The following is a 20,736-nucleotide window of genomic DNA, read 5'->3' as shown; positions in this document are numbered from 1 at the left end:
ACTAAAATGATATATTGTGCGGATTTGACATATATGCGCTTGTGTGTCAAAGGCTCGCCAACATGGGAGGAAAGCCGCGTCCATGACGCCTTCGCAAGCACGACTTCGTACCGGCATACTCGAAGCTCTGAGCACGAGCGGCCCTCAGTCGCGTGCCGAGCTTGCGCGTAAATTCGGCGTTTCCCGTTCCACCATGTCGGCCGCGATCACGGCTCTGAGCGAGGAAAATCTCGTCGAGGAAGAGAACACTTCCAACCATACGGCGAAGGCTGCCGGAAGACCCGGAACGCGTGTCGCGCTCGCCGCGCCCAAAGGTTATTTCGTCGGCATCGATTTCGGCCGCATTTTCATCAAGGCGGCGATTTCCGATGCAAACTATCGCATCGTCGAACAGATTTCCTGCGACTTCGACATCGATGTTCCGGCCGATCAGGCGCTCGACCTGGCTGCGGAAAATGTCGAGAAGATCATCGCCTCATCCGGCATCAACCGAGCGGAAATCAAAGCTGTCGGCATAGGTGTTCCAGGCCCTGTGGATGCAGCCACGGGTGAGCTTCATGCGGGCTCCATCCTCGCGCGGTGGGTCGGCACGGATGTGACGGGGGGCTTGTCAAAGCGTCTGGGCCTTCCCGTCTATATGGACAACGACGCCAATCTAGGCGCGCTGGCCGAGAGCACCTATGGCGCCGCGCGTGAAACGCAAGTCGCGCTCTATGTGCTTCTGTCCGTCGGCGTTGGGCTGGGCATCGTCATCAACGGGCATGTCTTCAGGGGTACAAGCGGTATCGCCGGCGAACTCGGCCATATCGTTGTGGACGAGCATGGCGCCGTCTGCCGTTGCGGCAGCCGCGGGTGCCTGGAAGCGATCGTCTCGGTGAACGCGCTGGCCAAGGCGCTCAGCATCTCGCATGGGGATATCTCCTCCGACGAAATGCTGCGCAAGGCCGTTGCCGGCGATGTCGGCGCCAACAGGATCGTGTCGGACGCGGGCGCGCTGGTCGGTCGCTATGTCGGCCACCTCTGCAGCTACTTCAATCCCGAACTCGTCATCGTCGGCGGCGAACTGATGCGCGCCGGCGACAGCCTGCTTCAACCGCTCAATGACGCGATGCGCCGCTTCTCCATTGCACGCGCGACCGAAAATGTCCGCGTGGTGCCGGCCTCGCTCGGCGAACAGGCTGAACTCATAGGCACGCTGCTGTTCGCAGGTGAGCGGGCCCGTGCTGCCGATGTGCTGCTGACACAGACGGTGAGCGCAGCCCGCGATATGGAAGGACAATTATCATGACACCGATCGACGGCGCCGCCGCCAACGCACGGCAGGAAAAAGCCGCCAGGGGGTGGGCATCGCTTTCGAGCTATGCGCTGCTGATCATTTTCGTGCTGCTCTTGATCGGCTTCAGCCTGATGGTGCCGCATTTTGCAAGCTGGGCCAATTTCGCCAACGTGCTGCAGCGCAATTCCATCATCGGCATCGTCGCCTGCGGCATGCTGCTGATGATCATCACGGGCGGTTTTGACCTTTCCGTGGGTGCAGTGGGCGCGATGTCGTCGGTGGTGGCCGCGGCACTCATCGTTCAGGTCTCAATGCCGCTCGGTATCGTCGTCGCGCTTTTGCTCGGGCTGGTGGTCGGCCTCGCCAACGGCTTCTTCATTGCCAAGATCGGCATAAACCCGTTCGTCACGACGCTTGCGACGCAGGTCCTGGTTACCGGGTTCCTCTTCGTTGGGACGGCTGCACAGCCGGTCTATGGCGTTCCTGAATCTTTCACCGTACTCGGCCTCGGCCGTATCGGACCCATCCCGATCCCCACCATCATCTTCGCAGGGGTGGCGCTGGTCACCTGGGCGATCCTGCGGTTCACCACGCTCGGGCACTACATCTACATCGTCGGCGGCAACAAGACAGCCGCCCGCCTTGCCGGCATCAATGTCGACCGGGTGATCCTGATCACTTATGCGCTTGGCGGGCTTTTTGCGGCAATCGCGGGCATCGTGCTGCTCGGTCAGACCAATATCGGCCAGCCGGCAAGTGCTGCCGATTGGCCGCTGACGGCAATCGCGGCCGTCGTGGTGGGCGGCGTGCCGCTCAGCGGCGGCGTCGGCCAGGTCTGGAGCGCAGTGCTCGGCACGTTGCTGCTCGGCATCATCGCCAATGCCCTCAACCTTCTCGGCGTATCGCCCTTCTGGCAACCCGCCGTGACCGGCGCGGTCATCCTCGTGGCCGTGGGACTAGACAGCTATCAACGCAAGCAGCGCGAGTTGCGCTGATCATCAGGGAGGAGAACACCCATGACGCATAACACACACTACACACGCCGCACCGTACTGGCAGGCGCCGCCGGCCTCGCCTTGCTGGCAAGCACCGGCCTCGTAAGGGCACAGCAGGGCAAGCGGATCGGGTTCATGATCTGGAACACGTCCGTGCCTTTCTATTCCAACCTCATCAAGACCGCGAACGAGACGGCCGCCGCGAACGGCATCCAGCTCGATATCCAGAGCGGCAATGGCGACCTCGCCACGCAGATTTCGATCGTCCAGCAGTTCCTCGCCCAGCAGGTCGACATGATCATGATTGCCCCGAGCGACCCGAAGGGCATCGTGCCGGTGATCCGCCAGGCGAACGCGGCCAACATCCCGGTGATGGCGGTTAATACCAGTGCCGACACCAGCTCGGGCGCCAAGGTAGTCACCTATGTCGGCGTGGACGATTTCGTCTTCGGCCAACGCCAGGGCGACCTCATTGCCAAGGCGCTCGACGGAAAGGGCAAGATCGCCTACATCCTCGGCAAGCTCGGCACGTCCGCGCAGCTCGCCCGCGAAGCGGGCCTGATGGACACGCTGAAGAAGTATCCGGACATCACGATCCTGGAGAAGCAGGCTGCCGACTGGGATAACTCCAAGGCGCTCGCGATCACCCAGGACTATCTCAGCAAATATCCGCAAGGCTCCATCGACGCTATCGTCGACCAGGGACCGGAAGGCGTGAACGGCGCGAACTTCGCCATGGAGAACGGCCGCACGGATGTGAAGTTCATCCTGGGCGACTATCCGCTGGATGTTCGCAACGCCGTCATCAAGGGCAGCGTCTACGGCACCGTCAACCAGGATCCGGCACCGCAGGGCAAGGTCGCGATCGAAGATGCCATCCTGTTGTTTGCCGGCAAGGCCGATCAGATCCCCTCGCCCAACCACTATCTCGATCTGCCGACGATAACCAAGGAGAACGTCGAAGAGTATGCCGCGGCCTGGGGCGGCTGAGACAAGGACGATGTCGATGCTTCTGGAGATGCGCAATATCCGCAAGAGCTTTTCGGGCGTGCAGGTTCTCCGAGGCGTCGACTTTTCTTTAGAGCCCGGTGAAATCCATGCTCTTGTCGGCCACAACGGGGCCGGCAAGAGTACCCTCATGAAGGTGCTCGGCGGAAACTATGCCGATTATACTGGCGACATCCGCCTTGCCGGAGAAGACATCAGGCTGGGCGCCCCGCGCGACGCGCTGCAACGCGGCATCGCCATCATCTATCAGGACTTTTCGCTGGTACCTGAGCTGTCGGTTGCGGAAAACATCGCGCTCGGGCGCGAGCCGCGCGGCCTCGTTTCCGGCACCATCGCCTATAAGCAGTTGCGCGAACGCTCGGAGCTTGAAGCGAAACAGCTTGGCATCGCTCTACCCATGGACATGCCGGTGCGCAGGCTTGGTGTCGGCGCGCAGCAATTGACGGAGATCGTCAGGGCCTGCTCTCAGGATGTGCGCATCCTGGTGATGGACGAGCCGACCGCCCGTCTCGCTCCGGCCGAACGCGAGCTGCTGTTCTCGACCATGCGCAGGATGGCTGCGGAGAAGAAGGTCGGCATCGTCTATATCAGCCATTTCCTCGATGAGGTCTGCCGGTTGTCCGACCGCATCACGGTGATGCGTGATGGCGCAGTCGTGGAAACCAACGCCGGTTCCTCCTACACGGTCGATAGTCTGGCTCAGCTCCTGGTCGGTCACGATGTCGTTGCCAGTTCGGCACCGCCTGCCGGCGAAAGCCTGGCGGACGAATCGCGGGAAGCGCTCACGGTCAAAAACCTCAGCATCGAAGGCCGAGCGCCGACCGATCTTACGATCCGCCACGGCGAGATCGTCGGACTGGCGGGACTGGTTGGATCCGGCCGCACGCGTTTCGCCAGGGCGCTGATCGGAGATGTGCGCAATACCGGCAGCGTAGCAGTTGACGGGCGGGCCGTGACGAGGCGCACCCCCGGCCGCGCCGTCCGTAACGGACTGGTGCTGGTGCCGGAAGACCGCAAGGTGTCCGGTCTGGCACTCACCTCCTCGGTCGAAGCCAATATCGTGACGAGTTCGCTCGCCAAACTGCTTTCGAAGGCAGGCATCGTTCGCCCGGGCAGCCGCCCGCGCATGGCGCTGGACATGATCAAGCGCTTCGCGATCCGCCCGCCGGACCGAAAGAAGATTGTCGGCCAGTTGAGTGGCGGCAACGCGCAAAAGGTCATGGTCGCGCGTGCCGTTGCGTCCCGGCCAAAGGTCATGCTTCTCGATCAGCCGACGGCAGGTGTCGATATCGGCGCCAAGGCCGAGTTGCACAACCAGATCAGGCTGGCGGCCCAACAGGGTGCCGGCATCCTCGTCATATCCGACGATCTTGACGAACTGCTCGATCTTAGCGACCGCATCGCCATCATGACGGGCGGAACAATCAGCGGGTCCTTCCGCAAGGCGGACCTCTCCCGCGCCAGCCTGCTCGCCGCAATAAGCAGGGTGCCGGAAAGCATCTGACAGACCAAGGCGCTCAGCTTCGGAAGGATTTGAGCGCGGCCAGCATCGCCTGTCCTGTCTCGTTGCCGCGCATGTCGAGAAGATCGGTGAAAGTGAAGACACAGACGCCGCTGGCGTTGGACTCGGCGAGCGCGCTCAAGGCCTGTGCGAATTCTGCGGCGGATAGCTCGCTCTTGCGGCCACGGCCTGCGTGCATCCCCTCGAGATAGAGTGCTTTCGCCTGCAGGGTGCAGATCGCCTCGTTTCCACTGCGTTTCCTGATGTCATTGGTTACTTCGGCCGGCCATTGCGGCGGTCGGGCGAGGATCTGATGATAGGCCATCACCTCGAAGATATCGACAACGCCGGCAAGCGTGGCGATGTTCTGGCCAAAGACTTCCTCGACGGCATTATCGAAGTCTGTGCGGAAGAACGGCAAGGTGTTGATCGAGTATTTAAGACTGTCCTGAACCGCTGCAAGCTCATGCCGGATGTGCGCTATGGCTGAAACGGTCCTGGCACACTTCCAGTCTATCCATGCTTGCCGATGCCGTTCCAGGATGATGCGGGCCGCTGCAGTGGGAACGTCGGCCGGGACCGCCAATCCGAGATCACGATTGAAAGCGTCGACCGTGCGGGCGGAGAAGCAATATTCCGGCTTTTCGGCACGACGGTCCCCCGGCAGCCAGGTTTCCCAGAAGCCCGGCCAGCGGATGAAACCGAGATGCACAGCATCCGGTTTCAGCGCAGCGACACCACGGCGCAGCAGATCGATCTTGTGGGCGATATTCTCCTCGCGATCCGGTGGCAGGCCGATGTACCAGTCCTCCTGCCGCGCCGGGCGCCCCCATTGGTCGATGGCTGTCAATTCCGGATGCGATGCAGAAAAGGCCGGATCGAAGCAGATGTTGAGGCAGGCGAAATAGGCGATGCCCCTTTCGCGCAGAAGCTCCCGGAAGGCTACGTCGTCGAGGGCGTCATAAGCCTTCCTGTCGTCGTCTGTGACGGCGCTGGCCACCGCCGAATTCGACATGGGCAGGAACTTGCTCTGCGCTATCACATAGGTCACACCCCATCGCGCAAGGAGATCGGCCGCCTGGACGGCGCTCATCCTGTGACGGAGAAACCAGTCGTTGTCGTAGATTTTGACGCCGAACCTCAGATCCAAAATTTCTCTCTCTTTTGTAATGCTCGCGACACGGAAGCTATCCGCAATCGAACCATATAACCAAATGCTGTCCGAACGTCTTGTCGGCGGCTCTCACAGCTAGTCCTGCATTCGACAAAACAGATGCGACGATGAAATGTAACCATGCGTAACATCATTGCCAGATAATCCTCCCTGATGGATGCCGCCAAGGGATTGAAACGTTGAACGCGGCTCCGCAGGCGGCGCAATCTGACGATGCGGAACCCCGGAGGATTCCGCGGCATCATCTTGGCCATCTGGGAGGAACTCTTGACTTACTTAAGGCTGCTTTCGGCAACGCTCGCGGCGACGCTGTCGCTTTCGGGTCCCATCTTCGCTCAAGACGCCGCAGGCTTGCGCGTCGGTGCAACGCGTGTGGACATCACACCTCCTGCCAGCCCGGATTTTCCGGCGATGAACGATTTCGACCACGAGAAGCTCTACCTTCGCGCCATCGTTATGGACAATGGCGACAACCGGGCAGTGCTGATTGGTGCAGACCTCGGCGGCATCAACGAGGACGTATGGGCAGATGCCAGCCAACGGATCGCAGACGAACTCAAGATTCCCGTGGCGAACATCATCATGTCCTCCACGCATACTCACAGCGACTGGCCAGCGAACGCAACCACCGCTCCCGGCACACCCCGTTACGGCAGCGAATTCGTAGCCAATGTATCGCTGGACGCGGTCAAGGACGCGATGACAAAGCTTAGGCCGGCGCGCGTCGGCTATGCGACCGGCGAGGCTTACCTCAACGTCAATCGCGACGTCGTCAGCCGCAACACCAAACGCTGGACGCAAGCTGCCAATCTTTCCGCGGCTTCAGACAAGACCGTCGGCGTGCTGTCTTTTGTCGGCGCCGATGGCGAACCGATCGCAGCTTACGTCAACTACGCCATGCATCCGGTCAACGGTTACCTGGCGGGTTTTGTCTCCGGCGATTTTGCGGCTGCAACCAGCCGCTACGTCGAGAAGGCCTTCGGCGACGACATGGTGACGGTCTTCACCCAGGGCGCCTCGGGCGACCAGAACCCGCGCTGGTTGCGCACGGGAACCAATGCTCTTGCCTCGAAAGGCAGCGCCAAGATCACCGGCTACGAGATGATCCGCGAGGACATCGAGGCGCCGTTGCGCAACAAGACGGTCGCGGACGGTCCGCTTGATCCAGTGGTCGCGCATCAGCTCGGTGCTTACATGGAGGCATTGGGCACCATTCTCGGCGAAGAAGTCATCCGCGTCATGAGCGACGTCAAGGATCTGCAGGATGATCCAAAAATCTGGGGCAAGCAGAACACGCTGACCTGCGCTGGGCGCAAGCGGCTCGACAACGCTCGCGAAGGTGTTGCCGGCCAGTATGAGCCTGGGCCGGATGTAGACATTCGTTTCGGCCTGCTGGGTATAGGCAACATCGCACTCGCCACGACCAATGCCGAAATCTACACAAAGATCGGCCAAGGCGTGAAGAAGGGATCGCCGATCTCCAAGACGATGTATGTCACCTTGGCAAACGGAAGAGCCCTTTCAGGCTATATTCCGGACGACGAATCCTTCGGCCACCAGACGTTCCAGGTTCTGGGAACGCGGCTCCTCCCGGGCTGTGCCGAGCAGGGAATCGTACAGGGTCTCTCCGACCTGGCAGCGGAGTATATGGCGCAGTAGAAAATGCTCTAATCTTGGCCGGAGTACATAAGAAAAGGGCCCTCTGTCTTTCGGCAGAGGGCCTTCTCTTTTTCGTGGGTCCGCCGCGCGCAAGAAGCGGCCCTTCTCACCCACCCAGCGGTCAACAAAATCAAAGGTTCGCTTGGCGGTGTCGCCATATTCGGGCCGGCAGGCATCAAAGCCGTGGGTAGCACCTTCCACGGAGGCATAGGCCTTGTCGGTCGCGGCCAGCCGGTCGAAGATGATCTCGCCTGGCACAACGAGGTAGTGGCAGCTCATCGTCAACACCAATGTCGGCACCGTGATCCCTGCTGCATTTCCTGGCGTGGAACTGTAGGCCGAGGCCCAATCGACACCGACGATATCGTCGGGCGTAACCGCGTAGCCTGCGGTCGTGCGGATCGCCGCATTGGCAAGGAAATTGCGCACTGTGGTGTCATAATTCATCGATCCCAGCACCTCGAGATCGCGCGGATGCGTTGTCAGGGGCTCGCGCACCGAGGGCACAATGACGGTTTCCTCTCGCCCGTCTGCATGAAGCAGCAAATGCGGCACCTTGGTGTGAGCGAGGAAAGTCGGGTCCGTCTGATAGGGCCGCGCGCCCAAGGCCCGGACGCCTATACCGCGGACCACGAATGGTTCATCGTTCTTGAAGGCGCCTTTGCCGGCCTCTATTTGCTTTAGCCGTTCCAGTGCTCCATCAATCACCTGGGCATTGCGCGTGGCCTGGCCAGCATAGAACTTCGCCGCGAATTCCGGCGAATAGTTCGCCTTGCCACCGGCCACGAAACCATTGGCCTCGGTGAACATATCAAGCGCCGGGTCGCGGCCCTCTTCAAGCACCGCCGGGTCCATTGCCGTCATCTGGTGCGCGGCGCCCAGCGTCGGGTCCAGCAGCACCACGCCATCGGCCGGCGCAAGCTTCTCGAGATCCTTGCCAGTGCAGGGATAGACCTTCTCAGGTCCCTGGCAGGCGACGGGGCCATTTTCGGCAACGTTCTGGTAAAGCGCACCGAGATGGCTGCCGCCGCTGTGGGCCAGAAGAATGACCTTCTCGATGCCGGGAAGGCTGCGCAGGTGGGAAATGCCCATAGAAATGCTCGGGAGGTAGTTCTCCGGCGCAGGGTCACCGACGTCGCGGTCGCCGCGATAGTTCACCAGCATAACGCGGTAGCCGCGCTGTGCCATGAACCAGCCAGGCCGCTCACCATAGTTGTCGCGATTGGTATGAGAAAACACCATCGCCACCCGCGAATTCGGGCCAGGCTCCGCCGGCTCCAGCAGGAAGCCTTCGGAGACCGGTCCGAACCGGATATAGGTCACTTTGACGTCGGACGCGCCAACGGGCGCGTTTTGCGCCGAACTCGGCGTGGCAAAGGAAAAAACAGCGAGCATCGCAGCAAGAGCGAGGCCGGTCCTGGAAAAGTTCATTCATGACTCCATTCGGTAATTGACGTACCGCAGCCGTGAGCAACAGCAGCGGAAAAGAACCGCCGACGCATATGCGACGGCGGTTCCATTTGGCCACCAGAGAACTAGCAGGGTGGCCCGAGCTACTGGCGCGGGTGCAGTTCGCTCAGCCCGTACTTGGCAAGCACGGCCTTGCGGTTCACTGCATCACGCGAAGGGTGAGGCGTTCCTTCGACTGGATAGGCATAGCCATCTGCGAAGCGGACAAACGCCGGTCCGGATTCCGGCTGCGGCCATTTCGGAAGACCTTCACCGTTGGGGTCACCGGATTTCACGAAATTCGCTAGATAGGTCGACATGGTATCGGCCATTCGATGATCGACGTCGGTCCAGGGGCGCTGGCCAGGCTGGTCACGCATCGAATTCATGAAATACCAAAGGTCGGCCGAATGGAAAGAACCGTAGAACTCGGCGTTACGTCCGGGTGGCGGGTTGTCGAAGTAATAGACGAAGGCGTTAAGATCCTTGCTGTTCGCCTTGGCATGTTCCGCAGAGACCAGCGCGGTTTGCAGCAGATTGTCAGCATCGGCGCGCAGCCGCAGACGGTAGGCGTGCGTGGGATCGGATGCCTGATAGGCCTGCGTTCCCTCCTCTCCGTAGGTCTTTTCAAGAAACTTGGCGAAGTCCTCCGGGTTCATCGTCCCTTCGGGGTCGCCTTGCGTCGAGGTGCGCTCGTCGGCATTGGCGCCAATCATGAGATCGATGCCGTCAAGCGCTCCCGGGCGGAGCAGTTTCGCCGAGTCCTGCGTGATGAGCGTATCATCGATGATGAACTGCCCGACGGCTGCTTTCAGCGCATAGTGCATCAGCTGATCATCGAGGCCCAGTCTCTTGGTCACGAAGTCCTCTGCCGGGATTGCCCGAAGGTCCGCCAAGCTCATCGGTTTGCCGAAGAGTTTCTCCAGCGATGCAGCATTTTCTGCCTCTTTAGCCATGCGCATGGGGAAATCAGTGTCGAGCAACCCGCCGGAGGCGCTTTGCATCACCGCGCGATGGAACAGCCCCCGCGCCTTCGGGATGCGCAACAGCATGCCGACATTGCGCGAGCCGGCGGATTGGCCGCCTATCGTCACATTCGAAGGATCGCCACCAAAGCCCTCGATGTTGTCGCGCACCCATTCCAGTGCAGTCACGAGATCAAGAAGGGCCAGGTTGCCTGAAGTACCTTCCGGACTCTCGGCGCTCAGTTCTGCCGACGACAGGAAACCAAAGGCGCCTAGGCGATACTGCACCGGCACCACGATGATGCCCTTGGCGGCGAGCTTCGAAGCCCAGAACTCGATCTCCGAAGCGTAACCATGATCATTGCCGCCACCGTGAATCCAGACGTAGACGGGCAACTTGTCGCCGGCATCCTTTGCTGGCGTGAAGACGTTCAGGTTCAGACCATTCTCGCTGGCCTTCGGCATGAAGTCGTTGTCGTAGTAGAACTCGTCGCCCCAGAATGCCCCGACGGGATTCAGCTTCACGTCCTGCATCGACTGATCGCCCCAGCTATCGGCGATCCTCACGCCCTCCCAGGGTTCGACGGGCTGCGGTGGCCGGAAGCGGTTTTCGCCACCGGCCGGGCCTGCAAACGGAAGGCCCTTGAACAGCTGAACGTCTGGAACGTCGGTTTCAACGCCCTTCACCTTGCCGCCAGCAATTTCAACGACATCGACGGGTGCGGCAATCGCACAGGGCATCAGGCCGGCCAGCATCATGCTCCCCGCCATCAACGCTCTCACCACGGATCGGCGTACCGATCCGTTGATTGTTCCTGTTAACATACTGCAATCCTCGCTTATCCCATCCCTGGATGGGTCACTTCGTTTGACAGTCTTTCGGCATCAGGCAACTCAGCCGCCTGTTCGACCGGAGACGATCTCCAGCAATTTGTCGTCGTGGTGATCCCGTACGGTGCTGTAATTGTCGAAGATCATCGTCGCACCGCCCTCTCCCGTGAACGCGGGCCAATGCGGCAGACCGGGATGGTTCGGATTGCCGTCCCGGGCGAAGTGCACCCAGGCCTGACTCACGGCACGAGCCATCGCCTTGGCATCCGCTCCGCCGCCCGTCACCTGCGGGACAAGGTCGATGTTGTTGAACACATGCGGAACCTCCGACACGTGCCAGGCGCCGCCGATACCGTCGAGCACCGGCGAGTTCCAGGCGAAGACGTAGGAATAAACCGGCGCCTTGCTATTGCCGGCCTTCAGTTCGGCCATATCGACCACGCCCTGACGCCGCGTCGAATCCCAGAAATAGAGCTCAGAGAGCTGGCGCCCGGGATAGGCCTCCTTCCAGGCCGCGGTCATCGCCTCGGCTTTGTCACCGAAGCGCTCGGCGAGCTTCTCGGTGGTGTGCTCGGGCGTCCAGGCGTTCATGTTGTCGGCGAACAGGAGATCAGGCTTGTTGCCAATGATCGTTCCGTTCTCATGCAGCACGTTACCGATCAGCAGCGGCTTGTCGGCGGAGAACTTGGCCCAGCCGACCGTGACCGGATCCTCGGGCATGAAGCCGCCGTCGATCACCGGGCGCCAACCAACACCTTTGGCAAGCCCCGCTTCTTCGACCTGCTTGAGTGCTTTATCGCCGGCCGCGAGAAGCTGGTCGTAAGGAACCGTCTCGATCTGCTCGATGGTTTCGGCCGTCAGGCCCAGATTGGCCACAGTCCGCTCGGAAATTGCGCGGGCCAGATCCTGGGGCATCGCGACCACACCGGAGGCGCCGGACTGAACCACCGACTTGTCGAACAGATCGACGGCCGAAGGCGTCCCCATGAGAAAGCGCACTTTGCCGCCACCGCCGGATTGGCCAAAGACGGTGACGTTTTCGGGATCACCGCCGAATTGAGCGATATTGGCCTGGACCCATTCCAGCGCCGCCACGATGTCGCGCATGCCCGTATTGGCCGACTTGGAATAACGCTCGCCATAGGCCGACAGGTCGAGCGTACCCAGGATGTTCAGCCGGTGGTTCAGCGACACGACGACAACGTCGCCGGAGCGCGCGAGATTGGCGCCTTCGTAGCTGGTGCCCTCGATCGATGAGCCATTGGTGAAACCACCCCCGTGCAGCCACACCATGACCGGCCGTTTCGCGCCGTCTTTGACCCCTGGCGTCCAGATGTTCAGAAACTGGCAGGCCTCGTTTTCCGGCAAGTAGCGATGGGGGTTGAATTGCTCGTCATTGGCGACGGCAGTCATTGTCGGATAGGGGCAGATCTCGCCATAGTTCATGGCGAGGCGAAGTCCCTCCCACTTATCGGGAGCTTCCGGCGCCATGAAGCGCGCAGCCTTTGCATAAGGAACACCGCGGTAAGTGTATATTCCGTTGTCGACAAAACCCAGCAAATCGCCTTGGGCAACGGTAACCGCACCCTTATTGGCTGTGGCAACGAAAGGTGCGTCCTGTGCTAGCGTGGCGGCGGGCAGTGCGCTGCCGAACGTCAAGGCGACCAGCGCCGCATAGGGCAGGTTTCTCAGTACAGCCATCGTGAAATTCTCCTCCTGGGTCACAGTTTCGTTTTGGGGATGCCGACCGCCGCAGACGGCCGGCGCAGTCTCAGCGGGATTGTTCGATCAATCCCAGGGCGCCGGACAGGAAACCCTGTTCGGCACATCCCACCGCCGCGCGGGTGTCGGTGGCGGGATACGTTCTCAGCGCATAGGCGGCATCATCCACGACGAAGCGGAACGGGCCAAAATTGGTGCCGACAAAGAGCGTGTTCTTAAGGGGCGACGTCAGCCGCAACTTGTCCCACAGCCGCGGCACGACATTTCCGTCCGCCGTTACATAGGCGACGTCGCCCAGTCTCAGCACGCCCATCGTCAGGGTCACATCGTTGAATGGCGCATCGACGAAATCACAGGCCGGGAGCTCCGAACCCTCGGTGTATGCGCACATGGTTCGAAGGTTTCGCGGGGTCGTCTGCTTGCCGGGGCAGGTCAGGCTGTCACTGACGGCAAAGATCGGAAGTGCCGCATCCGAACTCTCGATGCGCGACATGCGGGCCAGCGCCTCCTCGCCGAGGATAACGCCCATCGCATCCATGATCCTCTCGGCGGTCTTGGCGGTACGGCTCGGATCCTCGTCGAACCAGACGCGGTAGGCAGGCGTCGCCGGCGAGCCGACCGTGAACAGAGCCACTGCCTTGCCACCCAGGGCGTCCTCGATGTAACGCGAGGTCACGCCGGGCACGTCACCGCTGATCTCGGTCTTTGCAGGCTCGTAGACCACGGGCTCGATGCCGTAGTTCAGCACCACGGCAATCGGCCTGCCATCGAGACTTTCGAACTTGTGCACACCGAGCGTCTGGTCGACTGCCTCAAGTCCGGTACGGTCGATGCCGTCGATGTACCGGTGCTGCTTCTTCGACCATTCGTCGCGGCCCAGAACCAGGCTGACGCTACCGCTGTCGTAGCCGGAGCGCGCAGGCTGGAGATCGGCCTCAGCCTTGCGGATCGCTTCGATAACGCCCGCCTTCACTGCCGCCGTAAAGGTCTCGGAAGTCGGTATCGGCGAATTCCCGGGCGGCGCTACGCGCAATGAGTTGTGTGTGTGCGTCGTCCCCAGCATCACCTGCGTCACGGGAACGTGGAACTGGTCCGATATCTGTTGAACGAGAGCGCCATAGATATCCGCAGCAATGGCCGGAACCTCGGCCACGGCGATAACCGCCCGCTGGCCGCCGCTTTCCACGATCAACGCTCGCGCGAAGATATGATCGTGGATCGAGGTCAGCGGCTTGGGCAGGTCTTCGACGGCCGGGGTGATATCGACCATCCCGGCGCCGGCCTTCAAACCGGCTTGTCCAGCGTCCTGTGCAAACGCCGCGCCCGCCGACAGCGACGCGGCAACAAAAATATGCAGGGCGAGAAGGCTCGCCTTTATGTATGCCATCATGTCCTCCCATGGGCCGATAGCATGCGACCCACCTTGTCATTGTGGGGAACTTTCCTCGTCTTTCAACGGCGAGTGTCTCGCCTTGGGAGAGAGTGGTGCTGATTTTCGACCGGCACGTTACGTTACGTTACAATCTCGCCGGTTGGGTCTCTGAACGCCTCGCCTGCGACGAGCCAGAGGGTCAATTCAGCCTTTCGCCGGACTCGGGCCGGAAGTAGGAAATCTTGTTGAGATCGAAGGCCAGCGGCAGCGTATTTCCCGGTCGAGCCTTCGTATCAGAATGCAGTCGCGCAGTTAGCTGCCGGCCACCCAGATGCGAGATCACATAGGTGTCTGCCCCTGCCGGCTCCACGGTATCTATCATGCACTCGACAGTCTGCACTTCGCTGCCCGGCCGGAAGCCCGCTTCGGTAATGTCCTCAGGGCGCAATCCGACGATAACGTCGTCCGGCAAATCTCTGGCGGCAGGATGGTTCAACACCAAAGGCGCGTGCCCCGGCCGCGCGATCTCGACCTTGGCGCAGGCGCCGTCGCGGTACACACGGGCGGGAATAAAGTTCATCGCCGGCGAACCCATGAAATCCGCCACGAAAATGTTGGCGGGCCTGTTGTAGATCTGCGACGGCGTGCCAACCTGCTGTATCACGCCACCCTTCATGACGGCGATTTTCGAAGCGAGTGTCATCGCCTCGATCTGGTCATGGGTAACGTAGACCATCGAGCGCCCGAGCCACTGATGAAGCTTCTTGATCTCGGACCGCATCTCGACGCGGAGTTTGGCATCGAGGTTCGACAGCGGCTCATCGAAGAGAAAGAGGGCCGGGTCGCGTACAAGCGCCCGTCCCATCGCCACTCGCTGCCGCTGGCCTCCCGACAGCTGCGCCGGCCGCCGGTCGAGTAGTTGCTCGATTTGCAACTGCCCTGCCACCTCGCGCAATTTGCGCTCCTTCGTTGCCTGGTCGACGCCGCGCACCCGCATGCCGAAGGTGATGTTCTTGGCCACCGACATCGTTGGATAAAGGGCATAGGACTGGAACACCATTGCAATGTTCCGGTCCCGCGGGCTCACACCCTTCATGTCCTGACCGCCGATAAAGATCGCACCCGAGGTCGTGTTCTCCAGGCCCGCGATGCAGTTCAGCAGGGTGGATTTGCCGCAACCTGAAGGACCGACGAGTACGAGAAATTCTCCCGGCTGGACCGCGATATTGATGTCCTTGAGGATTTCGGCGGAACCGAAGTTTTTGTATGCGCGGCGGATTTCGAGGATCGGCGCCATGACTGTTACCCCTTGACGGAACCCGCGGTCAGACCGCGTATGAAATACTTGCCGGCGACGATGTAGACGAGAAGCGTTGGAAGAGCCGCGATGATCGCCGCGGCCATGTCGACGTTATATTCCTTAACCCCGGTCGTCGAATTGACGATGTTGTTCAGAGCAACAGTAACCGGCTGCGAACCCGATTGGCTGAACGATATGCCGAACAGGAAGTCGTTCCAGATCTGGGTGAACTGCCAGATGATGGTGACAACGATGATCGGCAGCGACAAGGGTAGAAAGATCGACCAGAAGATACGGAAGAAACCGGCGCCATCGATCTTGGCGGCACGAACCAACTCGCGCGGGACGGTAATATAGTAGTTCCGGAAAAACAGCGTTGTGAAGGCGACGCCGTAGATCACATGCACAAGGATCAACCCTGGGAGAGTGCCAGCCAGTCCCATCAGGCCCAGCATCCGCGCCATCGGCAGGATTACGACCTGGAACGGAATGAAGCAGCCCAGCAGCATGAGTGCGAAGAACAGGTTGGCGCCGTGGAAGCGCCAATGTGCGAAGACATAGCCGTTGATCGCCCCTATCACGGTTGAAATGATCACGGCTGGTACCGTCATCAGCAACGAGTTCCAGAAGAACGGCCGCAGTCCCTCGCACTGAATGCCTGTGCAGGCACTCGACCAGGCGGTCCTCCACGCGTCAAAGGTAATCTGCCGTGGCAGCGAAATGAGACTGCCCGTTCGAATTTCCTCGAGGCTCTTGAGCGAAGTGGTGACCATGGCAAAAAGCGGCATGAGGTAATACAGCGCAAACAGCACAAGCATCGCATGGAGACCCCAGCGAAGCGCAACGCGGCCAATCCGGGCCTGTCGGCTGCGGACCGCCGGCAAGGTGAAAGCGAGGACCTGCTCAGTCATATTTGGCCCTGAGCTCTGAATAGAGGTATGGCACGATGATCGCGAAGACGACCATCATCATGACCACAGCGGACGATGCTGCCTGGCCGAGGTTGCCGCGCGAGAAGGCCATCGTGTACATATAGGTAGCAGGCATATCGGTGGCATAGCCCGGGCCGCCCCCGGTCAACGCGATGATCAGGTCGAAGCTCTTGATCGCCAGGTGGACCAGCACGATGAAGGCCGACAGAAAGATTGGCGTCATCGAAGGGATGATGATGGCGGTGTAGATACGCCAGGTCGGAATGCCGTCGACCTGCGCCGCCTTGATGATCTCCTCATCCACCGAACGGAGACCTGCCAGAAACAGCGCCATTACGAAACCCGAGGCCTGCCAGACTGCGGCCAGGACAACGGTGAATATGGCCATCTTCGGGTCGACGAGCCAGTTGAAAGAGAAGCTTTCGAAGCCCCACCCCTTCACCATCGACTCCAAACCGAGGCCTGGGTTCAGTATCCACTTCCAGGCGATGCCGGTGACGATCATCGACAGCGCCATCGGGTAGAGATAGATGGTTCGCAGCACGCCCTCGGCGCGTATGCGCTGGTCCAGCAAGATCGCCAATCCCAAGCCGATGATCATTGACAGCACAATGAACAGCGCACCGAAGATGTAGAGGTTGTTCATTGCCGTGTACCAACGCGCGGCCTCGAACAGCCTTTCATATTGGATGAACCCATCGAATTCGTAGTTCGGCAGCAACCGCGACCGCGTAAGCGACACCCAGGCCGTCCAGCCTATGAAGCCGTAAACGAACACCAGAACCGCTGCAAAGGTCGGTGCGACAATGATCTTCGGCACGTGCCGTTCGAGCCAGTCGGCCATGAAAAGTCTCACTCAAAAACAAAACCCGCTCGGCACCGCATGGGCTTGCCGAGCTGAGTGCAAGTCGTCGCTACATAGAGTTGGCGATCGCTTCGGCCAGCATCTTCACCGCGTCTTCCGATGTCATGTCCGAATTGAAATGAGCCGTGACAACATCTGTGATCGCCCCAGCCTGAGCGCCACGCAAGGCCATGCCGTGGGCATAGGAGGGAAGCAGGGAGCCGCTTTTCGCGGCAGCAGCCATATCCCCGGCCGAGAGATGTGCGCACATGTCGAACTTGTCGAGGCTAACGTCGGTTCGAACCGGGATCGATCCCTTGTTCAGGTTGAACGTTTCCTGGAAGGACGGGCCGACGATCAGCTCTGCCAGAAGGTTCTGTCCCTGCTTCTTGTCCTCGCCCTCGACATTGAATATTGCAAAACTGTCGACGTTGTAGAGAAACCCCTGACCGGGCGTAGGCGCGCACAGGAAATCCTTGCCCGGTTTCTTGCCGGCAGCAAGGAACTCGCCCTTGGCCCAATCACCCATGATCTGGAAGGCAGCTTCGCCGTTCATCACCATCGCGGTGGCAAGGTTCCAGTCGCGTCCTGAAAAATTGCTGTCGACAAAACCGCGCAAGATTCTCATTTCATCGAACACGGCTTTCATCGTGTCCGAGGTCAGCGTTTCAGGGTCCAGATCGACCAGCGCCTTCCGGTAGAAGGCCGATCCACCTATCCCCAGCACCACCGTCTCGAACACGGTGGCGTCCTGCCAAGCCTGGCCGCCGTGAGCCAAGGGGGTAACGCCGGCGGCCTTCAGCTTCTCGGCCGCCGCATTGAATTCCTCCCAGGTCGTCGGCATTTTGATGCCGTTCTGCTCCAGGATAGCGGCATTGGCCCAGATAAAGTCTACCCGGTGCACATTGACCGGAGCTGCGCACCAGTGGCCGTCACACTTCATATGCGCGGCGATCGATTCCGGCAGGACATCGGCCCAATGCTGCTCCTCAGCGACGCCCGAGATGTCGGCGAGCGCACCCTCCTCGTACCATTCCTGGATTGCCGGGCCCTTCAGTTGCACGGCCGTCGGCGGATTCCGAGCCAGGACCCGCGCCCTCAGCGCGGTCATCGCTGCGTCGCCGCCGCCACCGGCAACGGGCATGTCGATCCAGGTGCCGCCACGGCCCGCAAATTCCTCCTGGAGCAAGGCAACCGACTTCGCTTCACCGCCCGACGTCCACCAGTGCAGGACTTCGGCCTGAGGCTCTGCTGCGACGGAGCCGCCCGTCAACACAGCCGCGACCAGGACCGCCGACGCGGTGAGGTGTTTCATAGACTTGCCTCCCAATATCTGCCGCATCGAAAGGCGCGGCCGCCTACCATAGAACGGCAGTGTCCGAGGGCTACAACGAGCAGGGTAGATCGTCCGTTTTGTCCCCCAAATTCTCCCCTCGCCTGTTACAAGGCGTTACAAACCGCCGATCCTCTGGTGTATGGAAAAGGCGAGACGTGGCATCGGTTGTGGAGGAACGGCCAATGGCGATCCCAAGGCTTTTGGTTGTCGACGACGATGTCGATATGCGCGACATGATGGTGGTGTTTCTGCAGAAGCATGGCTTCATCGCGCTGGCTGCGGCCTCCGAATCAGACATCCGTTCAGAACTCGACAAGGGTCGCATCGACTTGATTCTGCTCGACGTGATGCTGGGGCAGGAGAACGGCGTGGGAATTTGCGAGCGGCTGCGCAGCGAACAGGAACTGCCTATCATCCTGGTTTCGGCGCTGTCGGCCGACCAGCATCTCATGGCCGGCTATGCCGTCGGCGCAGACGACTATGTGCCCAAGCCCTTCAATCCGGACTTGCTGCTGGCCCGCGTGCGAGCGGTTCTGCGCCGGACCCGTCGCAGTCCCTCATTGGCATACCGCCGCGCGACAGGAACGTGGCGCTTTGCCGGCTGGCTCTATGACAGCAAACGCGATGAAATCTACTCGCCGGCCGGCTATCAGATAATGCTGTCGCGCCGTGAGACCCGCCTGTTGAAGGTGCTTCTGGCAAATGCGCATGTTCCCCTCACCCGCGACGAGATCGCCGCAGCGCTCGACGTAACAGGCGACGGCAATATCAATTCCGAGGCACAAGGCCGGGCGATCGACGTGCTGGTCGGGCGGCTGCGCTCAAAGATCGAAAGCAATCCGAAGCATCCCCAGTTGCTGCGGACCGAGCGCGGTGTCGGCTATATCTTCGGCGTCGATGTCGAGCGCATGGACAGCTGAGGTGCGGCTGTCTCCTACCTTGCGGACCACGGTAATGCTGTGGACCGTAGCGGCCTTTGCATCAGGCCTTTTGGCCGGTGTTCTATGGTACGAGTCGCATGGGGCGTGGAAACGCCACCTTGCTGGCGCTTTCGCCACGGGCTTTCGCCTCTTTGCAGCATTGCAGGATGGCCAATCCAGTGTTGACGGCATCACCATCAAGGCGCTGGGACCTGCCGATGCGGCCATAGCGGACAAGGGAAACTTCGCCAGCGTCAGCGGTGTACCTCAGCCTTCGCTGGTGACGGTCGTTACCATTCGCGAGCCGGTGCCTGTCGATGTTTCCAGGCGAATTATGTCACTGGCTATCATTTCGCCTGAAATACGCTATCCGGTGGCCGATCTGGAGGTACGCGAAAATCTGCCTCCAGCTGAAAAGCTGGCTGTCATCACCAAACTCCTTGCCACTTACTGCAGCGACTCCCTTGTGCTCGCGAAAAACGCCCAAGGAAACTGGTTCCGCCTCCAGGGAGGCGCGGTCTGGAGTTGCGCCGCTGCGCCGCGTGACTTCCGGTTGGTTGCCGCCTTCATCGCGGTGCTTAGCCTCGCTGCCATCCTCACCAGTGTCGCAGATACGTCGCAGAAGTTTCGCTCTTTCGCTGAAGCATTGCGAAGCCGCCGCCGGGTCGGTGGCCCGGACAGCTATGTCGAGCATGGTCCGGCGGAATTGCGAGAAATCGTAAGTGCGGTCAATTCGTACATGGAAAAGGAACGTGCGCATCTGTTCAAGCGGGCCGAGGTGCTTTCCGGCGTCAGTCACGACTTGGGTGCCCCTGCCACGCGTCTGCGGTTGCGCGCCGCCTTGATCGTTGACGGCGAGCTGCGGCGGCGGCTCGATGCGGACATTGACCAGATGATCGGTATGATCGAGAGCGTGTTGGCCTTCACACGGTCCGAGTTGAGCGATGAGGAACCACGCCGGCTATCTCTGACCGCACTCATCGAGGCGCTGGTCGCCGACTATCAGGATCTTGACCGTCCTGTTGAGTTGGAAACGCATCAGCCCGAGGTTATCGAAACGGCGGCATCGGTGTTCATGTCGAGCAAGGGCCACAGAACGCTCCCCGACGAACGTCGTCTCCTGGTCATCGCCCGGCCGATGTCCCTGCAGAGGGCTATCGTCAACCTTGTCGAGAATGCCCTGAAATACGGACGTCGTGCGACAGTCCGGCTTAATGCAACATCAGCCATGGCCACGATCGAGGTCGAGGACGAGGGCGGCCGGGTTTGCCTTGGGGATATCGAAAAGCTCGTGGCTCCATTCCAGCGCGGCCGAAACAGCGTCATGACGGAAGGCTTCGGGCTGGGCCTGACCATTGCCTCGACTATCGCCGAGCAGCATGGCGGGGGTTTGCAGTTTGAGCAGGGCGACAAGGGGTTGCGCGTGAAGCTGACCATCCAGCGCGGATGACT

General features: G+C 60.8%; 15 protein-coding genes. 7 read left to right on the top strand and 8 right to left on the bottom strand.

The window, feature by feature from the left end; genetic code table 11:
• Positions 1–82: 82 nt before the first annotated feature.
• The 4 genes from BM413_RS15455 to BM413_RS15440 are packed head-to-tail and all read left to right on the top strand — an operon-like array spanning position 83 to position 4,783.
• Positions 83–1,288: an ROK family protein gene (locus BM413_RS15455; RefSeq protein WP_091914536.1), complete on the top strand. Its 1,206-nt coding sequence runs from the start codon at positions 83–85 to the stop codon at positions 1,286–1,288.
• A complete protein-coding gene (locus tag BM413_RS15450; protein ID WP_091914534.1) occupies positions 1,285–2,271 on the top strand; it encodes an ABC transporter permease in 987 nt (328 codons plus the stop codon). The genes BM413_RS15455 and BM413_RS15450 overlap by 4 nt, the downstream gene beginning before the upstream one ends.
• Before the next feature lie 21 nt (positions 2,272–2,292).
• Positions 2,293–3,261: a sugar ABC transporter substrate-binding protein gene (locus tag BM413_RS15445; protein ID WP_091914532.1), complete on the top strand. Its 969-nt coding sequence runs from the start codon at positions 2,293–2,295 to the stop codon at positions 3,259–3,261.
• A 10-nt stretch (positions 3,262–3,271) separates the two neighbouring features.
• The gene (locus BM413_RS15440) at positions 3,272–4,783 is read left to right on the top strand and encodes a sugar ABC transporter ATP-binding protein (RefSeq protein WP_162931656.1); all 1,512 of its coding nucleotides are present in this window, start codon (positions 3,272–3,274) and stop codon (positions 4,781–4,783) included.
• A 13-nt stretch (positions 4,784–4,796) separates the two neighbouring features.
• On the opposite strand, the gene BM413_RS15435 is transcribed toward BM413_RS15440, so the two are convergent.
• Positions 4,797–5,930: a hypothetical protein gene (locus BM413_RS15435; RefSeq protein ID WP_091914528.1), complete on the bottom strand. Its 1,134-nt coding sequence runs from the start codon at positions 5,928–5,930 to the stop codon at positions 4,797–4,799.
• A gap of 291 nt (positions 5,931–6,221) precedes the next feature.
• Here BM413_RS15435 and BM413_RS15430 point away from each other — a divergent pair, with 291 nt between their 5' ends.
• Positions 6,222–7,613, top strand: coding sequence for a neutral/alkaline non-lysosomal ceramidase N-terminal domain-containing protein (locus BM413_RS15430; protein ID WP_175544336.1), 1,392 nt, complete (start codon positions 6,222–6,224; stop codon positions 7,611–7,613).
• A 1,553-nt stretch (positions 7,614–9,166) separates the two neighbouring features.
• Here BM413_RS15430 and BM413_RS15425 read toward each other — a convergent pair.
• The 7 genes from BM413_RS15425 to BM413_RS15395 all read right to left on the bottom strand — a co-directional run bounded on the left by BM413_RS15425 (position 9,167) and on the right by BM413_RS15395 (position 18,343).
• Positions 9,167–10,798: a carboxylesterase/lipase family protein gene (locus BM413_RS15425; protein WP_244537882.1), complete on the bottom strand. Its 1,632-nt coding sequence runs from the start codon at positions 10,796–10,798 to the stop codon at positions 9,167–9,169.
• A 123-nt stretch (positions 10,799–10,921) separates the two neighbouring features.
• Positions 10,922–12,559 carry a carboxylesterase/lipase family protein gene (locus BM413_RS15420; RefSeq protein ID WP_091914521.1) on the bottom strand — a complete coding sequence of 546 codons (1,638 nt, stop codon included), beginning with the start codon at positions 12,557–12,559 and terminating at the stop codon, positions 10,922–10,924.
• Positions 12,560–12,629: 70 nt separating this feature from the next.
• Positions 12,630–13,967, bottom strand: coding sequence for a neutral/alkaline non-lysosomal ceramidase N-terminal domain-containing protein (locus tag BM413_RS15415; RefSeq protein ID WP_091914519.1), 1,338 nt, complete (start codon positions 13,965–13,967; stop codon positions 12,630–12,632).
• A 184-nt stretch (positions 13,968–14,151) separates the two neighbouring features.
• The gene (ugpC, locus tag BM413_RS15410; protein WP_091914517.1) at positions 14,152–15,249 is read right to left on the bottom strand and encodes an ABC transporter ATP-binding protein; all 1,098 of its coding nucleotides are present in this window, start codon (positions 15,247–15,249) and stop codon (positions 14,152–14,154) included.
• Between the two features lie 5 nt (positions 15,250–15,254).
• Positions 15,255–16,070 (bottom strand): carbohydrate ABC transporter permease, encoded by an 816-nt coding sequence (locus BM413_RS15405; protein ID WP_244537887.1) that lies wholly within the window; start codon positions 16,068–16,070, stop codon positions 15,255–15,257.
• An 85-nt stretch (positions 16,071–16,155) separates the two neighbouring features.
• Positions 16,156–17,028: a carbohydrate ABC transporter permease gene (locus BM413_RS15400; protein WP_091914513.1), complete on the bottom strand. Its 873-nt coding sequence runs from the start codon at positions 17,026–17,028 to the stop codon at positions 16,156–16,158.
• A 70-nt stretch (positions 17,029–17,098) separates the two neighbouring features.
• A complete protein-coding gene (locus BM413_RS15395) occupies positions 17,099–18,343 on the bottom strand; it encodes an ABC transporter substrate-binding protein (protein ID WP_091914511.1) in 1,245 nt (414 codons plus the stop codon).
• A gap of 203 nt (positions 18,344–18,546) precedes the next feature.
• Here BM413_RS15395 and BM413_RS15390 point away from each other — a divergent pair, with 203 nt between their 5' ends.
• Positions 18,547–19,284, top strand: a complete 738-nt coding sequence (locus BM413_RS15390; RefSeq protein ID WP_091914509.1) for a response regulator transcription factor — start codon at positions 18,547–18,549, stop codon at positions 19,282–19,284.
• Positions 19,262–20,734: a sensor histidine kinase gene (locus BM413_RS15385; RefSeq protein WP_091914507.1), complete on the top strand. Its 1,473-nt coding sequence runs from the start codon at positions 19,262–19,264 to the stop codon at positions 20,732–20,734. The genes BM413_RS15390 and BM413_RS15385 overlap by 23 nt, the downstream gene beginning before the upstream one ends.
• The last annotated feature ends 2 nt before the right edge of the window (positions 20,735–20,736 follow it).

Origin of the sequence: Mesorhizobium sp. YR577 (assembly GCF_900116595.1) — a bacterium.
Classification (GTDB): domain Bacteria; phylum Pseudomonadota; class Alphaproteobacteria; order Rhizobiales; family Rhizobiaceae; genus Mesorhizobium_M.
The sequence above is the reverse complement of the archived record's forward strand: the minus strand, read 5'-3'. Positions and strand labels throughout refer to the sequence as shown.